This window comes from Chryseobacterium antibioticum, from assembly GCF_012927325.1.
Lineage (GTDB): Bacteria > Bacteroidota > Bacteroidia > Flavobacteriales > Weeksellaceae > Chryseobacterium > Chryseobacterium antibioticum.
In genome coordinates, this window is the sequence record NZ_JABBGI010000010.1 from 133,022 (window position 1) to 154,990 (window position 21,969).

15 protein-coding genes are annotated in these 21,969 nt (G+C 37.8%); 9 read left to right on the forward strand and 6 right to left on the reverse strand.

Going from position 1 to position 21,969, the window contains the following annotated elements; translation table 11 throughout:
- Positions 1-87: 87 nt before the first annotated feature.
- From HHL23_RS09670 to HHL23_RS09700, 7 genes are all read left to right on the forward strand, one after another.
- A complete protein-coding gene (locus tag HHL23_RS09670) occupies positions 88-1,770 on the forward strand; it encodes an APC family permease (protein WP_169234605.1) in 1,683 nt (560 codons plus the stop codon).
- Between the two features lie 139 nt (positions 1,771-1,909).
- Positions 1,910-2,266: a DUF962 domain-containing protein gene (locus HHL23_RS09675; RefSeq protein WP_169234606.1), complete on the forward strand. Its 357-nt coding sequence runs from the start codon at positions 1,910-1,912 to the stop codon at positions 2,264-2,266.
- 373 nt (positions 2,267-2,639) lie between these two features.
- Positions 2,640-2,987: a DUF4377 domain-containing protein gene (locus tag HHL23_RS09680; RefSeq protein WP_034747440.1), complete on the forward strand. Its 348-nt coding sequence runs from the start codon at positions 2,640-2,642 to the stop codon at positions 2,985-2,987.
- Between the two features lie 341 nt (positions 2,988-3,328).
- Positions 3,329-5,548 carry a peptidase domain-containing ABC transporter gene (locus HHL23_RS09685; RefSeq protein ID WP_169234607.1) on the forward strand — a complete coding sequence of 740 codons (2,220 nt, stop codon included), beginning with the start codon at positions 3,329-3,331 and terminating at the stop codon, positions 5,546-5,548.
- A 9-nt stretch (positions 5,549-5,557) separates the two neighbouring features.
- A complete protein-coding gene (locus HHL23_RS09690; RefSeq protein ID WP_169234608.1) occupies positions 5,558-8,221 on the forward strand; it encodes a lantibiotic dehydratase in 2,664 nt (887 codons plus the stop codon).
- Between the two features lie 4 nt (positions 8,222-8,225).
- Positions 8,226-9,098 (forward strand): thiopeptide-type bacteriocin biosynthesis protein, encoded by an 873-nt coding sequence (locus tag HHL23_RS09695; RefSeq protein ID WP_169234609.1) that lies wholly within the window; start codon positions 8,226-8,228, stop codon positions 9,096-9,098.
- A complete protein-coding gene (locus HHL23_RS09700; RefSeq protein ID WP_169234610.1) occupies positions 9,076-10,989 on the forward strand; it encodes a lanthionine synthetase LanC family protein in 1,914 nt (637 codons plus the stop codon). The genes HHL23_RS09695 and HHL23_RS09700 overlap by 23 nt, the downstream gene beginning before the upstream one ends.
- A gap of 515 nt (positions 10,990-11,504) precedes the next feature.
- On the opposite strand, the gene HHL23_RS09705 is transcribed toward HHL23_RS09700, so the two are convergent.
- From HHL23_RS09705 to HHL23_RS09725, 5 genes are all read right to left on the reverse strand, one after another.
- Complete coding sequence (locus tag HHL23_RS09705; protein ID WP_169234611.1) at positions 11,505-11,699, reverse strand: pinensin family lanthipeptide; 195 nt, start codon at positions 11,697-11,699, stop codon at positions 11,505-11,507.
- 98 nt (positions 11,700-11,797) lie between these two features.
- Positions 11,798-13,987, reverse strand: coding sequence for a TonB-dependent siderophore receptor (locus tag HHL23_RS09710; protein ID WP_169234612.1), 2,190 nt, complete (start codon positions 13,985-13,987; stop codon positions 11,798-11,800).
- Between the two features lie 11 nt (positions 13,988-13,998).
- On the reverse strand, positions 13,999-15,447 hold the full coding sequence (locus tag HHL23_RS09715; RefSeq protein ID WP_169234613.1) for an ABC transporter permease subunit: 1,449 nt from the start codon (positions 15,445-15,447) through the stop codon (positions 13,999-14,001).
- Positions 15,437-16,870, reverse strand: coding sequence for a DUF3526 domain-containing protein (locus tag HHL23_RS09720; RefSeq protein WP_169234614.1), 1,434 nt, complete (start codon positions 16,868-16,870; stop codon positions 15,437-15,439). The genes HHL23_RS09715 and HHL23_RS09720 overlap by 11 nt, the downstream gene beginning before the upstream one ends.
- A 250-nt stretch (positions 16,871-17,120) precedes the next feature.
- On the reverse strand, positions 17,121-17,822 hold the full coding sequence (locus HHL23_RS09725) for an ABC transporter ATP-binding protein (RefSeq protein WP_169234615.1): 702 nt from the start codon (positions 17,820-17,822) through the stop codon (positions 17,121-17,123).
- 126 nt (positions 17,823-17,948) lie between these two features.
- Here HHL23_RS09725 and HHL23_RS09730 point away from each other — a divergent pair, with 126 nt between their 5' ends.
- Entirely contained in the window at positions 17,949-18,329 is a 381-nt protein-coding gene (locus HHL23_RS09730) for a Fur family transcriptional regulator (protein ID WP_169234616.1), read from the forward strand.
- 427 nt (positions 18,330-18,756) lie between these two features.
- Here the strand turns inward: HHL23_RS09730 and HHL23_RS09735 are convergent, their stop codons facing one another.
- Positions 18,757-20,112, reverse strand: a complete 1,356-nt coding sequence (locus tag HHL23_RS09735) for a deoxyguanosinetriphosphate triphosphohydrolase (protein ID WP_169234625.1) — start codon at positions 20,110-20,112, stop codon at positions 18,757-18,759.
- A 144-nt stretch (positions 20,113-20,256) separates the two neighbouring features.
- Between HHL23_RS09735 and HHL23_RS09740 the strand changes: the two genes are divergently transcribed.
- Positions 20,257-21,774: a helix-turn-helix transcriptional regulator gene (locus HHL23_RS09740; protein ID WP_169234617.1), complete on the forward strand. Its 1,518-nt coding sequence runs from the start codon at positions 20,257-20,259 to the stop codon at positions 21,772-21,774.
- The last annotated feature ends 195 nt before the right edge of the window (positions 21,775-21,969 follow it).

Below are 21,969 nucleotides of genomic sequence, written 5' to 3' on the forward strand. Positions count from 1 at the left end.
TTTTTAACGAAATATTATGATTACAGCCAACACCAAAATAAAAAATGATTACATTTGCTTTTTTTCAAACTCAAATATAAATATTGAATGAATCAACTTTTCAGAAGGAAAAACTATTCAGAAACAGATACATCTACCAGCCTTTTAAGGGTTTTAGGTGTTTGGGATATCGTTTTTTTTGGTATTGCGGCCATTATTGGAGCAGGAAGTTTCAGCAGCTTAGGTGAAGCAGTTTTCAGAGGTGGCCCCGGAGTGATTCTCCTGTATTTAATTTGTGGTTTTGCCTGTGGTTTTACGGCATTATGCTATGCTGAGTTTGCCAGCAGAATTCCTACAGCCGGTTCCGCGTATACGTATGCCTATGCCAGTTTCGGGGAGCTGATTGCCTGGGTGATCGGATGGGCGCTGATCATGGAGTATTCTTTCGGGAATATTTACGTGGCCTTTTCCTGGTCGGATTATTTTACCAGCTTTTTAGAACGTCTGGGAATGCATATTCCGGATTATCTTACCTGCAGCTATACAGAAGCCCGAAAAGCTTTCCAGAACGGCTCGGAGAATAAAGAACTTTTAAGTGCATGGAATACGGCACCTTTAATCGGTAATTTAAAGTTCATTCTTGACCTACCTGCATTGGTGATCAACGGTCTTATCACATGGCTTTGTTATGTAGGAGTAAAAGAAAGTAAAAACTTCAACAATTCTTTAGTTATTTTAAAATTGGCGGTTATTGTTTTAGTGATTCTGATTGGCTTTGCTTACATCAATACAGAGAACTGGACGCCTGTAAATCCAGAAACACACGTTGCTTCATTCATGCCTAACGGTTTTGCAGGAGTTATGAGTGCGGTTTCCGGGGTATTCTTTGCCTATATCGGGTTTGATGCCTTAAGTGTCCTTTCTGAAGAAACAAAAGATCCTCAGAAAACACTTCCGAAAGGAATGATCATTTCCCTGGTTCTTTGTACGGTAATTTATATTGCTTTAACATTGGTTCTGACAGGAATGGTTGATTACAGGAAGTTCGACGGTATCGGAGATCCGCTTTCATTCATATTCGAAAAATCAAATGCTAACGTAGCATGGATGGAACTTGTGGTTTCTTTCGTTGCTATTGTGGCCATCACTACGGTATTATTGGTATTCCAGATGGGACAGCCAAGAATCTGGTACGCGATGAGCCGTGACGGGCTGATGCCTGAGAAATTCAAGACTGTACATCCGAAATATAAAACCCCTTCATTTGCTACCGTTATTACAGGTATTGCCGTGGGAGTTCCTATCCTGTTTACAGATAAAACGTTTATTCTCGATTTTACAAGTATCGGAACGATCTTCGCTTTCGTACTGGTTTGTGCCGGAGTTTTAATGCTTCCTGCCAAAGAAAAGATCAAAGGCAGATTTCACCTTCCTTATATTAATGGTAAAATCATATTCCCGGTTATTTTTATCGGTGGATTAATCGGTTTCTATATCTGGCAACCGGAATTTTTCAATAATTTAATAGACTGGAATGATCCTAAAGAAGGAGAATTCAGAGCTTCTATTTTGGTTTTCATCCTGATCAATCTGGTTCTATGTATTTTTACCTTTATTAAAAACTTCTCTCTGATTCCTCTGATTGGTTTAAGCTCTTGCTTATATCTTCTTACAGGAATGAGCCATGAAAACTGGTTCTGGTTCGGACTTTGGTTCGCTCTGGGTCTTATCATCTATTTCTGCTACGGATACCGAAACAGTAAACTTAGGCAAGAAACGGTTTCAAAATAGTGATTTACATACGATACAATATATTAAAAGGCAAATTCGCAAATAGCAATTTGCCTTTTTGCTTTTTTACCTTTCCGCTTCTCTTCAAATCGGCAGCATTATTGCATAGATCTTAACAGAAACTATAAACTAATTGGCCATGTCTGAAAGAATAAAAACCTACGGAGAATTTTATCAGTTCTATCTTACGGAACACAGTAAAACAGGAACCAGAATCTTTCACTTTATCGGAACTCTTCTGGTATTTTTAGTGATCTGGTATGTGATCAGTTCTGGAAAGGAAAGGTTTCTATGGTACATTCCCATCTTCGGATATGGCTTTGCATGGTTCAGCCATCTAGTTATTGAAAAAAATAAACCCGCTACTTTTAAGTATCCTCTATGGTCGCTGATCTCAGATTTCAGATTATTTTTTGAGCTGTTGATTGGTAAGCAGAAATTCAGAGGAATTGCTCCTGCACCAAAGGAAACTGAGAATCCTGAAGCCTCAAATTAATATCTTTTTTAAACCACAAAAGACTCAAAAGTTTTTTGAAACTTGAGTTTTTTAAGTTGAATAATTAACGTTTAGAAGTACACTTAAGTTTAAAAAATCAAAGATTTTTATAGATGAATTCTTCAGGCTTGTCTGAGAAGAAGTGATCAATAGAATAGGTAATCTCAAAGCATTTGTAATAAAAAAGGTAAGTTTTTAGATTTTGTAATTTTCATCTTGACCAAGGTTATTCATCATTTATCTTGATTTTTGGACTCTTTCGTTAAATTTTTAGAAGAGCTTAAATTAAATCATTAAAAACTAAAAAACAGTAGATAAATTACATCAAAAACTTCGGCATAGTAATTGCGAACTAAGCTTTAAAATAAAGTTTATGAAAATTATAGCAACCATTCTAAAAGGAGCTGTTCCTGCAGTAGCACTATTCGCAATGACCCAATGTACCACTACGGCCAACACAGCCGGAGCTGACGAAAAAACGTTCATCGTAGGACCTGAGACCGCAGACTGTACCGGAGTAGCACCCATGAAATGTTTGCAGGTAAAAGAAAAGGCCTCAGAAAGCTGGACCAATTTCTACACGAACATTGAAGGATTTACATATGAGCCTGGCTATGAATATGTTTTGAAAGTAAAAACAGAAAAGATCGCCAATCCACCAGCTGACGGATCTTCCATAAAATACACATTGATCAAAGAGGTTTCCAAAACCAAGAAATAATATCAAAAAACTCCCGGAAATTTCCGGGAGTTTTTATTTTAAACCCTTCAGAGCAACCCTATTCAGCATTCTTACTGATTTTTAAGGGCCATTATTCTATGTTGCTGGTCTATACTATTCTACCTTCCCATTTTGAGCCTTTTGGGCTTTAAAACAAATTCTTCTTTCTTATCCTATTCTTATCTCATTACGCTTGAATGACTCACAATCTTCAGAATTAATTTAAAAAACACAAACGGGGTATCGTTATTTTTTTATAAATTGCAACATTATTGCATTAGCAACAACGCTGCAATTATTAATTTTATACCCAAGCAGACATCAACGTACGATGAGCCACAATGGAGAATAAAACAATAAGAAGAATCAGCCATTACTTTACAGGAAAACAGTACCCGTTTTTCCGGCAGCTGGACACCATGGACTGTGGACCAACCTGCCTTAAAATGCTTACGGCGTATTATGGAAAAGAACTCTCATTAAATCATTTACGTGACCTCTGTGATGTACGCAGTCAGGGAACCTCAGTATCCGGAATTACCCATGCGGCAGAAAAACTAGGTCTCAAAACTCTCGCTGCAAAATTGAGCCTGGACATATTGCTGGAAAAAGCCCCATTACCCTGTATCCTTCATTGGGATCATAATCATTTTGTGGTTCTGTGGAATCTGACCGAAAAACATGCCTACGTTGGAAATCCCGCACTGGGAAAAAATATGCGCTATACCATCCATGATTTTATGGAGCATTGGAACACTCCCGGACAAGGAAATAAAGGTATCGCCATCTTTACTGAACAGACTGAAACTTTTAGCCATATAAAAGATCAGCCAGATCCAACGGTGAGCTTATTTTCATTATTAAAAAGGATAGAAGATCACAAAAGTATTTCATTCGTGATCGGAGCTCTTTTAGCAGCTACCCTTTTGACATTGGCGATTCCATTATTAACCCAGGCTGTTGTAGACCGGGCCATTTCCAGAAAAGATGTTGGGATATTATCCCTGATTTGTGCAGGACAGCTGGTTTTATTTACAGGCAGGATCTTAACGGACTTCTTTCGCAGCAGGATCCTTTTTAAACTGGGGATGACCATCAGTATAAAACTCATTTATGAATTTGTAGACAAGCTTATGCAGCTTAAGCTTTCTTTCTTTGAATACAGAAGCAGCGGCGATAATTTACAGAGGATCTATGACAATCAGCGTATAGAGGAATTTCTTACCAAAAACTGTGTAAGTGCTGGGCTTTCCATCATCATTCTTATGGTTAATGGTGGATTATTATGTTATTATAATTGGAAACTTTTCACGCTATTTCTGGCCGCCAGTACAGTAAGCGTGCTCTGGACCCATCTTTTTGAAGAAAAAAGAAGACGTTTGGATCAGCGGACTTTCAGCCTGCTTGCGAATGCTCAGCGCCACCAGATAGAAACGTTTGAAGCCATGACAGAAATAAGACTAACGGGAGCCGAAGAGGAAAAAAACCAGCTATGGAAAACCATGCAGGAAGAAACCTATAAGGTAAAAATGGAAAACCTCAAACTGGATCAGAGGATTCAGGGTGTCGCTCTTTTCATCAATGAAACGACAGGCGTATTGACCACCTTTTTAACCGCTTCTCTCGTGATCAATGGAAGTCTGACCCTCGGGGCCATGCTTGCCATCACCTATATGTACGGTTCATTAAACGGTACGGTAAACCAGCTGTCAGATTTTATCCGTTCCATGCAGACCGCTAAATTCAGTTTACAGCGTATTTCTGAAGTAGAAAATGAAGAGACGGAAGATGCTTATTCAAACCTGAATGTACTCAAAGGAAATTCAGGCTCCATTGAATTACTCGATGTAAGTTTCCGCTATGGGAAATTATCACCTGATGTACTGAACAATATATCACTAAAAATTCCTGCGGGAAAAGTAACAGCTATTGTAGGAATGAGCGGAAGCGGAAAAACAACGCTCCTGAAACTGCTCCTGAAATTTTTCCATGCAACACAGGGAATCATTATTTTCAGCGGACAGGATCTGAAAATGATCAATGCAAAAAGCTTACGGAGGCAATGCGGAGCCGTGATGCAGGATTCTTTTCTGTTTACAGACACAATAGCCGGAAATATCTGGTTGGGAAGTCAGGAAAAAGATATGCTTCGTGTACAAAAAGCCTGTCACATGGTCAACATGCAGGATTTTATAGAAAGTCTCCCTTTTTCTTATGAAACCCAGATCGGAAGTGAGGGAATTGGTCTGAGTGAAGGACAGAAGCAGCGCCTGCTGATCGCCCGGTTGATTTATCGCGAACCGGATTATATATTTCTCGATGAAGCCACCAATTCACTTGATGCCAGTAATGAAAGAATGATCGTTGAAAACCTCAACAGCTTCTTCAAAGGCAGAACGGTTGTCATCGTGGCCCACAGACTGAGCACGGTAGTTCATGCAGACCATATTATAGTTCTGCATAAAGGACATATTGTTGAACAGGGCACGCATGAAACCTTAACACAATCAAAGGGTGCTTACTACAATTTAGTTAAAAATCAACTTGAACTCGGAAAATAAATTTTGAACATGAGCCTGACTATTTTACCTTATATTTTTACACGGTTTGCCGCACTGCCCGTACAAAGTTTAAATGCATTGAAAATCCCGGAAATCAGAAGTCATCTGAATCAAAGGCAAATGGCTGTCGGGCATCTTAAAAACTCTAATGAAAAGCTATGTGATGAACTCTACATACTGATCAAAAAATCTTCTGATGACCAGGAGCGGAAACTGCTGTTGAATCTGAAACGCTCGGTGTACAACGGACGGCAAAACACAAAGGTTTTAGCACAAAAAATACCCGCAGAAACTTTTAATATGATTAAAAAATCATGGGAAGAATGGCTGAATGCAGGTTTGAAATATAAAGAATTCAGTGAATCTTGGGAAAAAAGTTTTAATGAGCATCTATGGTCACACAGAGAGAATATTCGAAAATTAACCGAACAATATTCATTCAGAAACGGGGTTCTGCTTTCGAGTAAAGATCTGTATGAACAACTGGACAGTTTTAGCCATTCCAACGTGCAATCAATCAGTAAAGATACGGAGCGCATTGAATTCAGTGTCCTGCGTTATCTTACCCGTATGGCTTATAAAACCTCTCCGTTCAGCACATTTACGTATTTGGGTATTACCGAAATGACTCCTGATGATCAGCCCCATCTTCCGGCAGTTCAGGAAATCATAGTCTCTAAAATAAGACTGAATAATAAACTGTTGAAACGTATCAAAAAGCTGATGGAAAGACATCCTGACCTTCAAGGCTTACTGCTCATCAATACCAACAGCAGCATAACGGAAAGCGATGGCCGCTTCAGTTTTCTGATGAATTGCGCGAATATTGAGGTCTTTCAGGAAATTCAGGCAACAAACGTTAACCAATGCATCAAAGAATTGATCAACGGGTCGGAGGAAAATATTTCACTCCTTTCATTCATTGAATTGCTCTCCGGCCATATCGAAACAAACGTTTCAGAATTACAGCATTATCTCTTAAAACTGATTGATTCGGGATTTTTAGAACTGACTTTGCTGTGTTCCGAGATTGATCCTGATTGGGATGTTCACCTTTTAGCATTTCTTGGTCAGCATAAAGAAAATAATGAGGCAGCCGGACAACTCTACCAACTTGTTTTTAACCTTCAACAGGCAAAAAAAGAATTTGGAGCAGCAGAGATATCCCAACGGGAAGTTCTGCTGAAAAAAACATCAAACCTCTATGACATGACTCTTGCAGATCTTGAAAATCAAGCAGGGATCGTTAAACTCCCTAAAGATGAAATACAAAACATCCTTGATAACATCCTTGAAAAATACAGGAACGGAGAAGGCTTTGAAAAGCTGCCTTACCTCCCTGTTGATTACCGTCAGGAAGGATTTATCTATGAGGACACCTATACTGATCAAATCCATAAAGTCAATGAAAATACGGTCAATGAGCTTGGCCAGTTGTTATCCGATCTCACCAATCGTCTGACCGTCTTCGATATCCGGGGGAAGGAAAAAACCAGTGTTAAAAATTTCTTTATTTCCAGATACAGCAAAGATCAATACGTTCCTCTGGTGACTTTTTATCATGAATATTACCGTCACAAAAATGAATCTGAAAGTGAAATAAAAGATCAAAGTCAGCTGGACAAAAGCGATTCTTGGTCTGAAGCTTTTTGGAAAGATCTTCAGCAGGAAAAACAGCAGTCCGACGAAATAAAAATTCAGATAAAGGATTTGGCTCACCTCCCTGTGTCGAATCATTCATCTCCGGCTGGTGCTTCATTTCTGCAATTTTTCGATGAACACTCAGAAACAGGTACAAAAGCTGTAGTGAACGGGCTGATGCAGGGATTGGGCAAAATGAGCGGCAGGTTTCTTCATTTATTTCATGCTGAAATTTCCGAAATCCAAAGGAAATATAACGAACGGTTATTTCCTGATCAATTGCTCATTGAACTGAATGATGATTCCAGTTTTAATGCCAATGTTCATCCGCCCTTACTTGATCATGAAGTGAAAATGCCGGCTTCCAACACGCAGATGAAAAAGTCTCAACAGATTTCTTTAGACCGGATATCTGTAGGCTATAATGAATATAATGACACACTCTGTTTGATGGACACCGTTCTAAAAAAAGAGATTTATGCATTTGACCTGTGCCTGGAAACAATTACCAACAGGTCCAATCTTTACCAGCTTATGTCACTTTTCAATCCCTGTACTTATGTGAGCTACTTCCCCATCATTAAAGTCATTGACCACCATTGTCCGAAACAGTTTACGGATGAAAGTATCCGGATGTTTCCAAGAATTATCTTTGAAAATAAGCTTGTTCTCCGGCGTAAAGGATGGCTGGTAAATCTAAATAGTATTCCCGGACAAGATAAGGATGAAAACAGCAGCAGCTATTTTTTACGTTTCCATCAATGGCTTTTGAACAATGCACTGCCTTCTTCTGTATTTCTTTATTTACAATCTCCATATATCCCTGAAGATCAATCTACCGGGCAGATGGCAGGGACCAGGGATGATTACAAACCTCAATTTATAGGCTTTGAACAGCCAGTACTTTTTAATCTGTTCAACAAACTTTTAAACAGAGCCGGGTCATACATTTATATGGAAGAGGTCCTACCATCTGTGGACGGATCCCAAGAGAGGGTGGCTGAACATTTAATCCAATGGTATAATTTTTAGAATAATGGAAGAACGCTGGCACTCTTATTACATATATCATACCGGTGATGCAGACCTTCTATTAAAGGAAGTTGTGCACCCATCTGTTCATGATATACAGGAAAAATTGGAAAAAGAGGTGAAATTTTTCTATATACGGTACTTTGAAAACGGATATCATATCCGTTTGCGAATACTTTTATCCGGCGAAGAATCTGTGGCGTTTCTTTCTATTTTAAAACATTTCATCGCTGCTTATGAAGACTTTAACGGAATTCATCTGATATCGAAAGAAGCTCAATATATCCCGGAAACAGAAAGATACGGCAATGCAGATACCATTGCACATGCTGAAAGTCAGTTTTGTGCATCCTCCCGGTTTATTCTGGGTAATTTAGTACAGAACAGTCCTTTGATCTCTTCTGAAAGATATCTTTTTGCCATGAAAACCCATCTCCTATTTTTTAAAGGGATGAGATTATCTCCGCACTACAGCCAGCAGCTATGTGACAGGTTTATTCAAAGCTGGCTTCCGCTACCTTTCTCTGAAAATCCGGAGGAACAGGAGAAAAACAGAAAGAGTATACTATCAGCTTTTCAACAGCAGTTTGAGACGTACCAAACTTTATTACGTGAAAACCTTTCAGCATTCTGGGTCTCATTAGATAACACAGAAGGTCCATTTGTACAAGAATTTCTGGAAACAAATTATAGGGTTTGGAAAGAATACACTCACTCTCAGCTACCATCAGATGCTGTAGATGAAGCGCTGCTCAGTTTTATTCATATGACAAATAACCGCATTGGAATCGTCAATGCTGAAGAATCCTATCTGCTTTTTTTACTCATGAAAACCCTCCCTCTACTCAAGGATTATGATCAACAACCAAGAATTTAATACCCTGAAATCAGGACTGGATGAAATAAGCGAATTCCTTCTGTCAAGAATGAAGCAGGATAAAGATGGTTTCTATTGGGATACCATCTCCCGTGACCACGATAAACAAGCATTTTCTTTTATATTCAATCCTTCTTTATGGAATGGAACCGGAGGGATTGCCTGGTTTTTCCTAGCACTCTATGAAAATACCGGAAAGGAGAAATACCTGGCTGTAGCAGAAGGTGCTTTTTCAAAAATAGATCATTATTTAAAAGAGCACAAGATCTCAAACCCCAGTCTTTATGATGGAATAAGCGGCATTACTTACTTAGGTTTAGAGCTGTTTAGGGTCACAGGAAAAACTTCTTACCTTCAGTACACTTCGGATCTTTATGAAAAGTACAGACCTAAAATACTGGCAGAACAGACGGAAGATATGCTGATCGGCATCTCCGGGATCTTAATTGCCGTGGTTACTCTTTATGATTTTACAAAAGATCAGAAACTGATTGATGACATTAGAATATTGGCCACTACCCTTGTGGAAAAATCTTTCGTTGCAGAAACCGGAATTCGATGGGGAAGTAATCATCTTTCAATGGATTCTTTATGTGGCTTTTCGCATGGTAATGCAGGAATTGCTTTCTGTCTGCTCCAGCTTGGAAGATACTTTAAGAATGAAGAATTCATTTGGCTGGCTGAACAGGCGCTCCGGTACGAAGATCTCTACTATGATCCGTCCAAAAACAACTGGATGGATTTAAGATGGGAAGAATCTAAAAACAGCCTATCCAATCTTTTCAATTGGGATAAAAACACTTTCCTTCAGGAAGATTTTGACATCAATGCATGGGCGCACGGAGCTTGTGGGATCGGAAGTGCAAGAATTTCAGCATTCAGGATGACCGGAAATCCAATGTATAAACAGGACTGTAAAAAGATATTTGAAAGATGTAAAAATGATATTCAAACAAGGTCTAAACGGAATCATATTCTGTTCAGCGGCTATGGCGGACTCTCTGATTTTCTGTTGCAGTATCACGAAGCATTTGACGATAAAGAAGCTGTAGAGCTTGCTACGGAAATTGTTTTTGAAGGTTTAAAGAAAAGCAGAGCGCATGGCCATTCTGAATGGGGAATTCAAAATACGGAAGACCTCGGACTGATGACAGGTACAGCAGGCATTGGACTTTCTTTATTGATTATAGTAAAAGGTAAAACGTTCAATTCCATTCTTCATCCGGAACTCCCAGCGGATAAGGAAGAGCTTGCAAATGATAAAGTTTTGAAAGATTTTAAAATCAAAAAGGTATTTTTTGAACGCTATTACCCCAAAACACTTGAAACTTTAAAGACTTTCATGTCAGTGAGAGAATTCGTTTATCATTCTCAGACCATTGAAGAATTTGGAAAAACCCTACTGGAAATCATTGGCAGTTTACCGCAAGGGGATGCTTTTTATGTTTCAGACATTCATCAATTAGAAACAGTACAAATTGATATCCGGAAGAGGCAGAAAGGAGCTCTGTGTTTTCAAACACGACTGATGATATTGAAAAAGGAATTGACAGAATTTCAGGAAAATGAAAGTGATCTCAGGAAAAAGAGATTTGTCAGAAATCCCTTTATTGATGTGCATGAAACCCACCGAAACTGGAAGGAAGAAAATAACAAATACTCTGAGGCTGGAAAATATATGAATGTTTTTTACAGTACCGATCAGGAAATGTTTCATCTTCTGCCGGAGCCTTTTCCTGCGGCGATTCTTCAGCTGTTGGAAAACCCATTAAGCATAGAAGAATTGACAGAATATTTTCAGTATGCGAAAGGAGAAAAGGAGAGGATACAAGAAAAGTTATCGGAGCAGATTCACGAGTTGCTGAAAAGTTTTTTTATAAGAATTGTGTAATGACAAAAAATTGGAGAATATTTCACAAACAAAAAATTTTTTTTAATGTCCCTTTGTCTTGAAACAAAAGAACGAAAAATTCAAGGCTGGAATTTTCCGCTAAAAATAAATTTTGTTCTCTAAAAATTCTAAACTTGCGCGAATTCAATATGGGTTATTCGATTCGAAAGTAGTTTGCGCTTCGAACAGAAGATTTTTTTTAACGTTCACAATATTTATTTTTCTAACGCTACAGCTTCCGAAGCCGCTATCACAGTCTACAATACTAAAAATGTTTTTCTGATTGAAAGGACCAGGCATGCAGTTTATCCGGCAGCTTAATCGAAGCAATCAAGGATTGATTCTCATCTTTGCGTTATTAAAGCATGATATCTTTACCATAATTGTGATATTCGTGAGCTTAGTGGTGGCATTTGTGGTTAAAAATTTAAACATTCAAAGGTTTTAAGATTTTCGGATACAATAAAAAAGGGCCGCTTTACGGATAAAGCAGCCCTGACATTTTCTTTGTCTCATTAACACTGAACAGTTCCGCAAACGTGAAGTCTGTCCTGAGTTTTTATAGTATGAGTCGGGTGATCATGATCTCCTGCCGGAGAAATTCCTAAACCACCCTGTAATTTTTTGGACAGATCTTTGTCCAGAGCTGTTACGAAGCTTTCGATCTTAAGATCGTCGATGTTTAGCTTCAACTTTTTGTTGTTTTCCATAATAAAACATTTTTTTAATTTGGCCTACTGTTTAAGGGTTTCGGCTTTCCCTTGTTGTAAAGATAAGTGTTTTATTGCAACAAAGTTGCATTTAATGGTTAAAATTTTATCCCAAACTGCAATTTAAAATTGAACGGATTGCTTTCTTTGTACATCCAGTTTTCTCCTACTACTGAAGTCCAGTCGGAATTGTATCTTGTCTGTACATTTCCATCAGTGATATACCTCTTATTCAGAAGATTATCGAATATTCCGCGAACAAACCATTTTTTGTATTGATACATCATACTGGCATCCAGTTTTATAAAATCAGGGATACGAACTCCCGGAACGTCAGTTTCGCGTACTAGGGCAGCAGTTTCGCCCAGCGCAAAAGAAAGTCCATTCAGTTTTCCTTTCTGGAATTTGTACATCACCCAGGTATTGATCTGATGTCTCGGTACACTTGAAAACCTCTTCCCCACCAGCTCTGATGCATAAGGATCTTTTGAATACACTGAATTAATATATGAGTAATTCGCCGTCAAAGTAATGTTCGGATAAATAGAACCGATCACATCGATCTCGATTCCTTTATTTCTTACCTGATTGAGTTGAGTCATAATGCCGGTAGCCGGATTTTGAGAGAATGAATTGTTCCTGATAATCCGGTACGCACTTACAGAAGTAGACAGCAGCCCATCAAACCAGTCCTTTTTTAATCCAATTTCTGTGTTATAACTTTCCAGAGGTTTCCACTCTTTTCCCTGCGGATCTGTTCCTGCCATAGGATCAAAGCTCTGGTCGTAGGAAAAGAAAGCAGCAAAATTCTTTCGAATCAGATAAGTGGCTCCAACCCTTGGATTGAATGCATGGTGTCTGTAGGTTTTATTTTCCCCGTCAGGCGTATAAGGGCCTTTCAGATAACGTTCCCGTGTATTTTTACTATACCGGAATCCGGCATCTATAAACAAACGGTTCCAGAATTTAAAACTATTGTAAATGTAACCTCCCACTGTTTTGTCCTTCGACGTTGTGTAATCAATCTGACCATCTGCCTCAGGCTGGGTAAGAAGTTTGCGGTCTATTCCATAGTTCAGCTGGTTACGGTTAAAAATAAATTCATTAGCGCCCTGAATATGTTCCGTATTGCTTTTACTGCTGTTAAAATCCATTCCGGTAAGTACCGTATGGATGATATTCGGACTGATGTTATAACTTCCACTTACAAATAACTGCGTATTATAAGTCAGATATTTTTGCTTATTTCTGAAGCTAGAACGAAGAGCATTTCCTTCATCATCAAACATAGGCGGCGTGTAGCTGGCCATTCCTCCCAAAATACTCCACTGATCCAATGGAGTACTTTTAATAGAAGATTGAGAAACTATTTTCCACTTATCATTAAAATGATGATTGAATACCAATCTTCCGTAATGCTCGTCAAGTTTAGATGTCGGCAGGTTCGGATCACCCTGATAGTTGGCTTTCCATGGATGTTTCTGTACGGTCTTCTCCGTTTCATACTGAATAAAGTTGCTCGATTCCAGTGCTCTTCCCCGGATCATATTCCATTCAGCAAGCAAGAACGTATTTTTACTGATATTATACTGAATTACGGGTGCCACAACAAATTTCCTGCGTTTTGCATAATCAGCATAATACCCCTGAGACTCATAGGCCGCATTGAATCGAAAAGAAAAACCTTTTTCTTTCACCTCACTTCCCAAGTCCACAGCAGCCCTGTAGAATCCGAAACTTCCACCTGCTATATTGGCTTCAGCGATCCTGCTGGAGCGCGGAGCTTTGGTATTGATATTTAAAGCCCCTCCTCCGGTACCCATTGAATTGATGAAGCCTGCAGGACCTTTGATCACATCCACCTGTTCTATTAAAGCTACATCTTCCTGTGAAAGCCCTCCCGCAAAAGACGGAAGTCCGTTCCTGAAAGTACTGACAGGGCTGAAACCCCTCAACTGCGCATTGTAAGTCCCTGCAAAAATATTCCCAGCTCCGGTAGCATCCCCGATGTAGATTCCACTCACATTCCTAAGTGCATCCTGCACATCAAATGCCCCCTGAAGATGAAGAAGATTGCTTTTGATACTAACTATATTCTGAGGAATCTCCAGCAGCTTATCATTCCGTTTCAAATTTCCGGAAAGACTGTCTGTTTTGATCTGCTTCATGGCGGTTAATACGACTTCATCGATATTTTCAGCAGATAAGGAGTCTTTCTTTTCCTGCGCTCGGATCAAAGAAAACGTACCCAAAAGGACAGTGGTCAGCATGACGTAATTTTTCTTCATTTTTTCAATATTTATTGTTTAAATTTTCTGTTCATTAATAATCCTCCGGTGAAACAAATCATACTGATCATCCACAGTCCTGATATTCCGTATATGAAATCTGCTCTGTTTACTTCATGATGTTCAGCTTTAAAAGTGGGTAGTGCTTTAAGCTCTTCGGGGGAGAGTTTAGACAGTGTTCTTTTACCATTTTTCATAAAAAAAACGCGGTCATAGAAATAGGTTTGCCATATCTGCCGGAAATTTTTAACGTCCTGTTTATAATCCAAATAATCCGCGCGGCTTGTTCTGGCTAAAAGAGTAAAAAGATGTTCTGTATTTTGAACAGGATTATATCTGATTAATCTGTATGCCGTTTGATTTGCTTTGTTATCTCCCTCCCATAAAGAATCGATAACCGCTTTCATGTGGTTTTGCTTGATATAATAATAGCCCGCAAAAAAAGCATCATTTTGATTATCTAGAGTATCTGAAGAACGATAGGCCGAAGCATATCTCGGAAAGTTTCTGTAAAAACTGTCGACAACCACCTTAGACTGCATTGCCCAGACTTCATCACTGATCTGTCTGTCTTTTTCTTCAAGGTCCAGGAGTTTAAGATCAGAAGGATGCTTCAGCTGAGCGGTTTTATTGATGACAAGCGGCAGCAAAAACATCAGGAAAACCCAGAATGCGATGCCTGTAAATAGATTGAATACACTGTTACCATCCAGAGAAATAATCACAAAACAAAGGGATATCCAAAGTACAGCATATGAAAGAAGCAAAAAGAACCAGAGAAAAGCATCATTCCCCGATGGAGGTCCGGATGGAGAAAAAACCATTCCTAAAGCGTTCATGATTAAGGCTGCCAAAAAAACTATTACTAAACGGATCAATAGTTTTCCAAGCAGTACATGCTTCAATGTCCCACCCTGAACGATCAAAAGACTACTGATTCCTTTTTCTTTTTCAGAAGAAATACTGTTGTAAACCAAAACAATGATCAGGAGAGGAATCAAATAGAGATTGACGTATACAAGATCCAAACGTCCCTCAAAAAGTATGGAAGGATTGATCATTTCTCTGTCAACAGCAGCATAATCCGTATAATAATTCACCTTTTCTGTAACCGGAGTGAGATCTTTTATTCCGGAAGCCAAACCAGTTAGAGGATAAGGATGATCATAAGCAATACGTGGGTATCTGTAATCCATGACATAGGGATTTCCGGCATTTTCAGCCTGCTGTTTTTTCTCAACACTTGCTGTATCCGTAAAAGCCAGCAGTGTATTATGATAATCTTTGACAGACTCTTTCCTCACTTCTTCAATGGCCACCAATTTCTTTGTAGTCAAGACATTCCCTGAATAAATGGCGTAGCCGCCAATCACAAAGAAGAAGAAAAACAGGATCCATACGGCGGGTTGTCTGGAAATATGTTTCCATTCGTATAGTAACAGCATAATCTTATCCTTCATAGCTGAAAAAATTATTTCGTTTAATAATCAATCTAAAGGATAGAATTAATAGTATCATCCAAAACAACAGGGACCAAACCGCTGTCATATGCTGCCTGATCACAGATCCTACAAACGGATATTCATATTGAAAATCAGGAAGACTGCGGTAGAAATCGCGGTTACTTATTCGTTCTTTGTCAGAAATAGCAAGTTGCAACTCTCTTCTGTTCAGCCTGTTCATTATATCATTTCTGTAGACTTCAGCTTTGTTGAAAAAATCAATATGATGGTATACATCAGTTCCGGAAAGGCCCATAGATAATTGACGTACTGCAATAAACGGATTGATAATTCCCATATAATCCATCAACTGTTGCTGCTCCTCAAATTGCTCTTCTACTTGCCGGGAATAAAATCGGTTCACTTTATTTTCATAAGCTTCGGCCTGGATAAGATCAAGAGCAAAACGTATTTTTTCAGGCAGCTGGCTGGTATTGTTTACATTAAACTGATTGAGATATTGTTTCAGATAGGTTTCTGATCTTTCGGGATACGGTCCGTCATTACCCAATCCTTTATCAAATCCTGTTTTGATGTTATGCTCAAACTCGTGATAAGACGGAAGAGGATATTGACCGTCTGCTGCCGAACTGCTGAATTTTGGAATAAGCAGAACACACAGGATCCATAGCGTGATACCGGTCATGAGTGAGGACCAGGACGAGCGACTGAATGCAGAGATCATCAGAACAGCCCCGGAAATCAAAAAGAAATAAACCGCATATAAACCGAACCAGCATAGTGCCCTTATCAAATGACTGACAGGTTCACTTTCAAATATAAAACCCGCCATGATGATGACCAATGGAGGAACAGTAAATAACAGAACTGCCAGATAAAGGGCCATGAATTTTCCGGTAACCAGATGTCCCAACGTAGCGTCCTGTACGGACAGAAGTTTCAAAAAACCGTTCTCACGTTCGGAAGAGATGCACGAAAATCCTAAACCAATAACAAATAACGGCATCAGCCACTGAAAAAAGAATGCAGTATTAAGGTCCGGTCTTCTCATAAAGGCTTCCAGATCCGGCAGTCTGTTAGAATGTATCTGTGGGCGTTTGTGCGCCTCAACTCTATAATAATTTTCAGAATAAACAGCAGTCCCCGATTCCAGAAGGGAAAGATAACTTACAGGTTTAAAAAGGAAAGTTCCCCAATGCGCCGCACTGTGATTGCTGCGGTCCTGGCCTTTCCATTCTCTGTCCACGACTTCTTTAGCTTCCCTGTTTTTAGCCGAAGTTGTCCTAAGCTGTGCGTAATTGCTTACCCAGACTCCCAATAAGACAAGAATATAAAACAGGGCGAATATTTTCAGTCCGTTTTCCTGGAATGCCCTAAATTCATGCCTAGCTACTAAAAATGTCATTTTTAAATTCGTCATTCATTCACTTTTGATCTTTTCAGCTATGAATAGCTGTATCTGATTAAACTTTACACCAATTCCTATGGATGATGGAACCGGAATGAAGTATTTCGCAAATTACTATTGCAACATTGTAGCAAAAATAACAATTAATTCCAATAACGCACTATTGTTGCATTAAATTATTTAGTAAAATTTTTTTGTCTGAATCTCGGGAGTAGGGTTCATCATGAATCTGGCAGAATGTATCTTTGCTTTTTAAGCTGAATCAGCTTTGCATATAATCCAGGTATATTCTCTCCAGCTCATTGGCGGTTACCCCGGAAGTATTCATTTCCCTGACCAATACTCCACTTTTAAGAATTCCGATACGGCTGCATGTTTCTCTGACCCTGAAAATATCGTGGGAAGCCATTAATATCGCAGCTCCTTCTTCAGCGAGCTTTTTAAGCAAAGAGGAAAGTTCATTACTGGCCAAAGGGTCCAGACCACTGGCAGGTTCATCCAGTAAATACACCTTTGCTTTTTTCGCATACGCTATGGCAATTCCCACTTTCTGTCTCATGCCTTTGGAGTAAGTTCCGGTTTTCTTTTGGTGTGAATCTCTTTGCAGTCCGCACATACTAAGAATATCGGAGAGTTCTTCTGTACTGTAATTTTTCCCAGCCAGTTTGCAGAAATAATACAGATTTTCGATACCCTTTAAATAAGGATACAGATTGACATTTTCGGGAATATAACCGATGATCTTCCTTGCTTCTTTTGCATGTGTACTGGTATCAATACTGTTGAGACATGTTATCCCGGAATCTGGTTTTAAGAAGCCCAACAGCATACTCAGCGTGGTTGATTTCCCTGCACCATTCGGACCAAGCAGGCCATAGATCTCGCCTCCTTTTACTGATAAAGACAGCCCTCTGACAGCCTCTTTTCCATTATACGATTTACTTACGTTTTCAATCTTGATCATATTCTTTATTGTATTTGATTTAAGGACCTGATGAGTCATATTAATGCAATATTGTTTCAAAAATAAAGATTATATTTGTTACTGCAACAATATGGCATTAATTATATTGAAATTTATTCAGAAAACATGAAACAGTCGAGAAATACAATAGCAAGAAAGGAAATAACAAGGCTTATCCACGAATCCGGAATAGCGTTGTCCCATGCGGAATTGCAGGTTCTATTGGATGGACTCTGCGACCGTGTAACGACTTACAGAGTACTTGAAAGATTGATGGATGAAGGTATCATCCATAAAGTGGTAGATATTGACGGTACCATAAAGTATGCAGAATGTCATACCTGTACAACAGAAATTCATCATCACGACCATTTGCATTTCAGTTGTGAGCAGTGTAAAACGGTGACGTGTGTGGAAGATGTTGAACCCAAGATTAAATTACCTGTAACCTACAAAGTTCACAAAATCAATCTGACAGTATCCGGAATTTGTCCGAACTGCCAGTAATGATGTCTATTCTTTCTTATTTTGCCTTAAATTATTAAAACACGAATTGCACTAATATTTTCACGAATTTCACCAATATCTCGAGCACATTAGTGATATTGGTGAAAGAATTTGTGGTATTTGTGGGTATAAAAATCAACCCTTTTTTTGATGCAAAATTTTAAGACAAAAAGCTTCTCACTTTAAGATAAGCAAAGGAGTATGGCTTTGCCATTGATGAAGCAACTACATAAAACGACTGCTTCATCGAATCAATCTTCGATTGATTTTGATCTTTACATTACTAAAACTATCCGATATTAAAATAAAACTTTGCGTTTACTAAAACACAAATTGCAATAATTTTTACACGAATGACATTAATATATTGGGCAAAATAGTGGAATTTGTGGTTAAAAAAATTTAAAACCAAGTGATTTATTTAAAATTAAACCGTCATTCCGATATCAATTCCTTTGATTTTTCTATAAAGATCGGTAGCAAAATTGTCCGTCATCCCTGAAACAAAATCGACTACCCCCAACACTTTCTGGTAATCAGTCCCTTCCTCATAAACAAACTGTCTCGGAAGTAGCTTCAGCGCTTTTTTATCATACGATTTTCTGTCATCCTCCGGTTTCAGAATAGAAGGAATGAAATGATCAAGAAGCTCATACATTACGTTATATCCAGCATTTTCTATTTCCACCACGGCCTTATGGTTGTAGATCTTTTCAATAGAGAATGCTTCGATATCCTGCAGAGCACGGTTTTCAGATTTGTAGATATCAAGAAGTCCATTGTCCAGATTTCCCTGAAGAATGTTTTCAAAATTATGTTTGTAGATCTCAAGCGATTTATTGATCAGAGCATTGATCGCTTTAGCACGAAGGTATGAGATTTTCTCATTTTCATTGGAGATGGAAGCCAGCTTATTTTTCACCTTTTCCATATCACTGCTTTCAGATCTGATCAGTTCAAAAAACAGGTTTTCACAGTCTGAAGTGGATACGATCCCCAATCTATGGGCATCTTCCATATCAATAATATTATAACAGATATCATCTGCAGCTTCTACAAGCCAAACGAAAGGATGTCTTTTGAATATATAAGGTTCTTCGTTTTCTACAATTAAATTTGTAGCCTTTGCAATTTCAAGGAAGATATCTTTCTCATTCTGAAAAAAACCGAATTTCTTTCTGTGGATAATTCCTTTTTTCTTGGCAACAGCTTCACACGGATATTTTGCAATACTGGCGAGTGTAGAAAAGGTGAGCTGAATTCCTCCTTCATCTTTTCCCTGCTGACGTTGCGCCAGCACTCTTATGGCATTGGCATTCCCTTCAAAATTCACCAGATCTGCCCATTCTTTTTCATTGAACTTTTGCTTCAGGTCCTTTTCATTTCGTTCAAAATAGCTCGCAATCGCGTCTTCCCCTGAATGTCCGAACGCCGGATTTCCAACATCATGACATAAGCAAGCGGCAGCAATAACGTTTCCTAAATTATGAAGATAGAAGTTTTTTGAATCTTCCGTAAGGTCATTTTTATAGACATCAAAGATAAATTCCCCGATAATACTCCCCAAACTTCGGCCTACTGACGAAACTTCCAGCGAGTGCGTCAGCCTGTTGTGTACAAAAACACTTCCGGGAAGAGGAAAAACCTGGGTCTTATTTTGGAGTCTTCTGAACGCTGACGAGAAGATAATTCTGTCGAAATCTCTCTGAAAATCAGTTCTTGAAGCTTTAGTATGCGGATTGTTCCCTGTACGCTGATTCGTATAAATCTGGTTTAAATTCATCATTTTTCAAAATTAATTTAAATTTATCCTTCTAAAGAAAAAAATTATCAATTTTATTGGGAAAAAAATTAAACTTAAAATTTAGATGTCCAAATTATTTAAATCTCATTTTTCCAAAATTACATACATTTACAAAAACATAATATGATGCGATTTTATATTTCCCTCTTCTTAGTTATCATTTTCCAATTAACTTTTTCCCAAGTTTCTAAAAATGAAGCAATTATCAATCAACTGGATGAGATTAAAACAACAAACCCTTCTCTTACAATATCAATTTCTAGTAAATTATTAAAAGAAAAGCTATCTCTAAGAGATCAAGCTTATGTCTACCGAGCATTAGGTTACGCAAATATTTCAATAGGTAAATATTCAACAGCACAAGAATATATACAAAAAGCATATGATGTTGCTAATGAATCAGGCGACACTTTATGTAAAATAAAAACTACTTGCAGTATGGGGGAATGGAACGGAATGTTAGGGCTTTACTCTGAAATGGATCATGATCTTTCCAGAGCCCTTAAACTATCTCGCCTTTTAAATGGAGATAATTATTATACTGCCATAACTAAAATCAATACTATAAAAGCCAATATGTATGTTAATCAAGATAAACATACTCTGGCAAAAAAATACATTTTAAAAAACTTGAGCCTTTTAAAAAATATAAAAAATGTGTCTAATTACAATAAAACACTCACCCTTAGTTATTTAGGATTAGGAGATATATATAATAGAGGGACTAAAAAAGCAGATAGCGCCATTTATTTTTACGAGAAAGGATTAAATATTGTGCTGAAAAGCCCTGATAAAATCAACTTATATAAATTTTACATTGGTCTCGCTGAAGCTTTTGCACACAAAAAAGAATATAATAAAGGGATAGACCTTTGCCATATAGCTTTGAAAATTAAACATAATTCGGACTATGAAAAGGTTTTTATTTTTAAAAGCATTTCAAAATTATACCTTGAAGCAAATAAAACGAAAGAAGCCCAGATATATTCCGATAGTGCAACTATTTTTGAAGAAAAAGGTGAAAAACATTTACTAGAAGCTTTGAACGAAACAAACAATAATAAAATAAAAACAATAGAAAATAAAGAAAAACAAATATCATTATTATCTATTATCATTCCTGTACTTATTGGTATTTTTATTTTGATAACTATTTTTTATTATCTGAATCTGAAAAAGCAAAAAAAGAAGTTTCAAAATTATATTGAAAATCTCAATAATTCTACATCAACTCCTTCTGAGATAGCCATAGAAAATCTAAGTGCTGTAACTCCGGAAATAAATTCTGAACTGGAAATTGAAATTCTACAAAAGCTGAAAATATTTGAAAAGGAAGAAAAATTTCGCGATAAGGAGATATCTTTGCCTGCTCTGGCAGCTTTACTAAATACTAATACCAACTATCTTTCAAGAATTATAAATGACCATTACAGTAAAAATTTTAACAGCTACATTAATGAGCTAAGAATTAACTACATAACCAAAAAGATAGCTGAAAATCCTGTTTACCGTAATTATAAAATTAGTTTTCTGGCTGAAGACTGTGGATTTGTATCTCATAGCGCATTTTCCACAAAATTTAAAGAAATTACAGGTATTTCCCCTTCTCAGTTTTTATCTTTTGCTTCAGCAGAAAAGTAATTTCTGTTTTAGCTGATTATTAAACCTATAGCATATTGTTGAATTAACCATTTTTATTTGCTCAATTTTTAGAGCCTGTTTAAATTTTGTTCAATACTATTTTTATAGCTGATAGTTTGACCATATTTTCAGAATTTTCCATTAGCAATTCATAATTTCGGCAAAGTCTTCTGTCATTATCAAACCAAGAAAAAG

Bases quoted from the DNA above. Each gene is read 5' to 3' on its own strand.
- HHL23_RS09670 (WP_169234605.1), top strand. From the start codon at position 88: ATGAATCAACTTTTCAGAAGGAAAAACTATTCAGAAACAGATACATCT.
- HHL23_RS09675 (WP_169234606.1), top strand. From the start codon at position 1,910: ATGTCTGAAAGAATAAAAACCTACGGAGAATTTTATCAGTTCTATCTT.
- HHL23_RS09680 (WP_034747440.1), top strand. From the start codon at position 2,640: ATGAAAATTATAGCAACCATTCTAAAAGGAGCTGTTCCTGCAGTAGCA.
- HHL23_RS09685 (WP_169234607.1), top strand. From the start codon at position 3,329: ATGGAGAATAAAACAATAAGAAGAATCAGCCATTACTTTACAGGAAAA.
- HHL23_RS09690 (WP_169234608.1), top strand. From the start codon at position 5,558: ATGAGCCTGACTATTTTACCTTATATTTTTACACGGTTTGCCGCACTG.
- HHL23_RS09695 (WP_169234609.1), top strand. From the start codon at position 8,226: ATGGAAGAACGCTGGCACTCTTATTACATATATCATACCGGTGATGCA.
- HHL23_RS09700 (WP_169234610.1), top strand. From the start codon at position 9,076: ATGATCAACAACCAAGAATTTAATACCCTGAAATCAGGACTGGATGAA.
- HHL23_RS09705 (WP_169234611.1), bottom strand. From the start codon at position 11,699: ATGGAAAACAACAAAAAGTTGAAGCTAAACATCGACGATCTTAAGATC.
- HHL23_RS09710 (WP_169234612.1), bottom strand. From the start codon at position 13,987: ATGAAGAAAAATTACGTCATGCTGACCACTGTCCTTTTGGGTACGTTT.
- HHL23_RS09715 (WP_169234613.1), bottom strand. From the start codon at position 15,447: ATGAAGGATAAGATTATGCTGTTACTATACGAATGGAAACATATTTCC.
- HHL23_RS09720 (WP_169234614.1), bottom strand. From the start codon at position 16,870: ATGACGAATTTAAAAATGACATTTTTAGTAGCTAGGCATGAATTTAGG.
- HHL23_RS09725 (WP_169234615.1), bottom strand. From the start codon at position 17,822: ATGATCAAGATTGAAAACGTAAGTAAATCGTATAATGGAAAAGAGGCT.
- HHL23_RS09730 (WP_169234616.1), top strand. From the start codon at position 17,949: ATGAAACAGTCGAGAAATACAATAGCAAGAAAGGAAATAACAAGGCTT.
- HHL23_RS09735 (WP_169234625.1), bottom strand. From the start codon at position 20,112: ATGAATTTAAACCAGATTTATACGAATCAGCGTACAGGGAACAATCCG.
- HHL23_RS09740 (WP_169234617.1), top strand. From the start codon at position 20,257: ATGATGCGATTTTATATTTCCCTCTTCTTAGTTATCATTTTCCAATTA.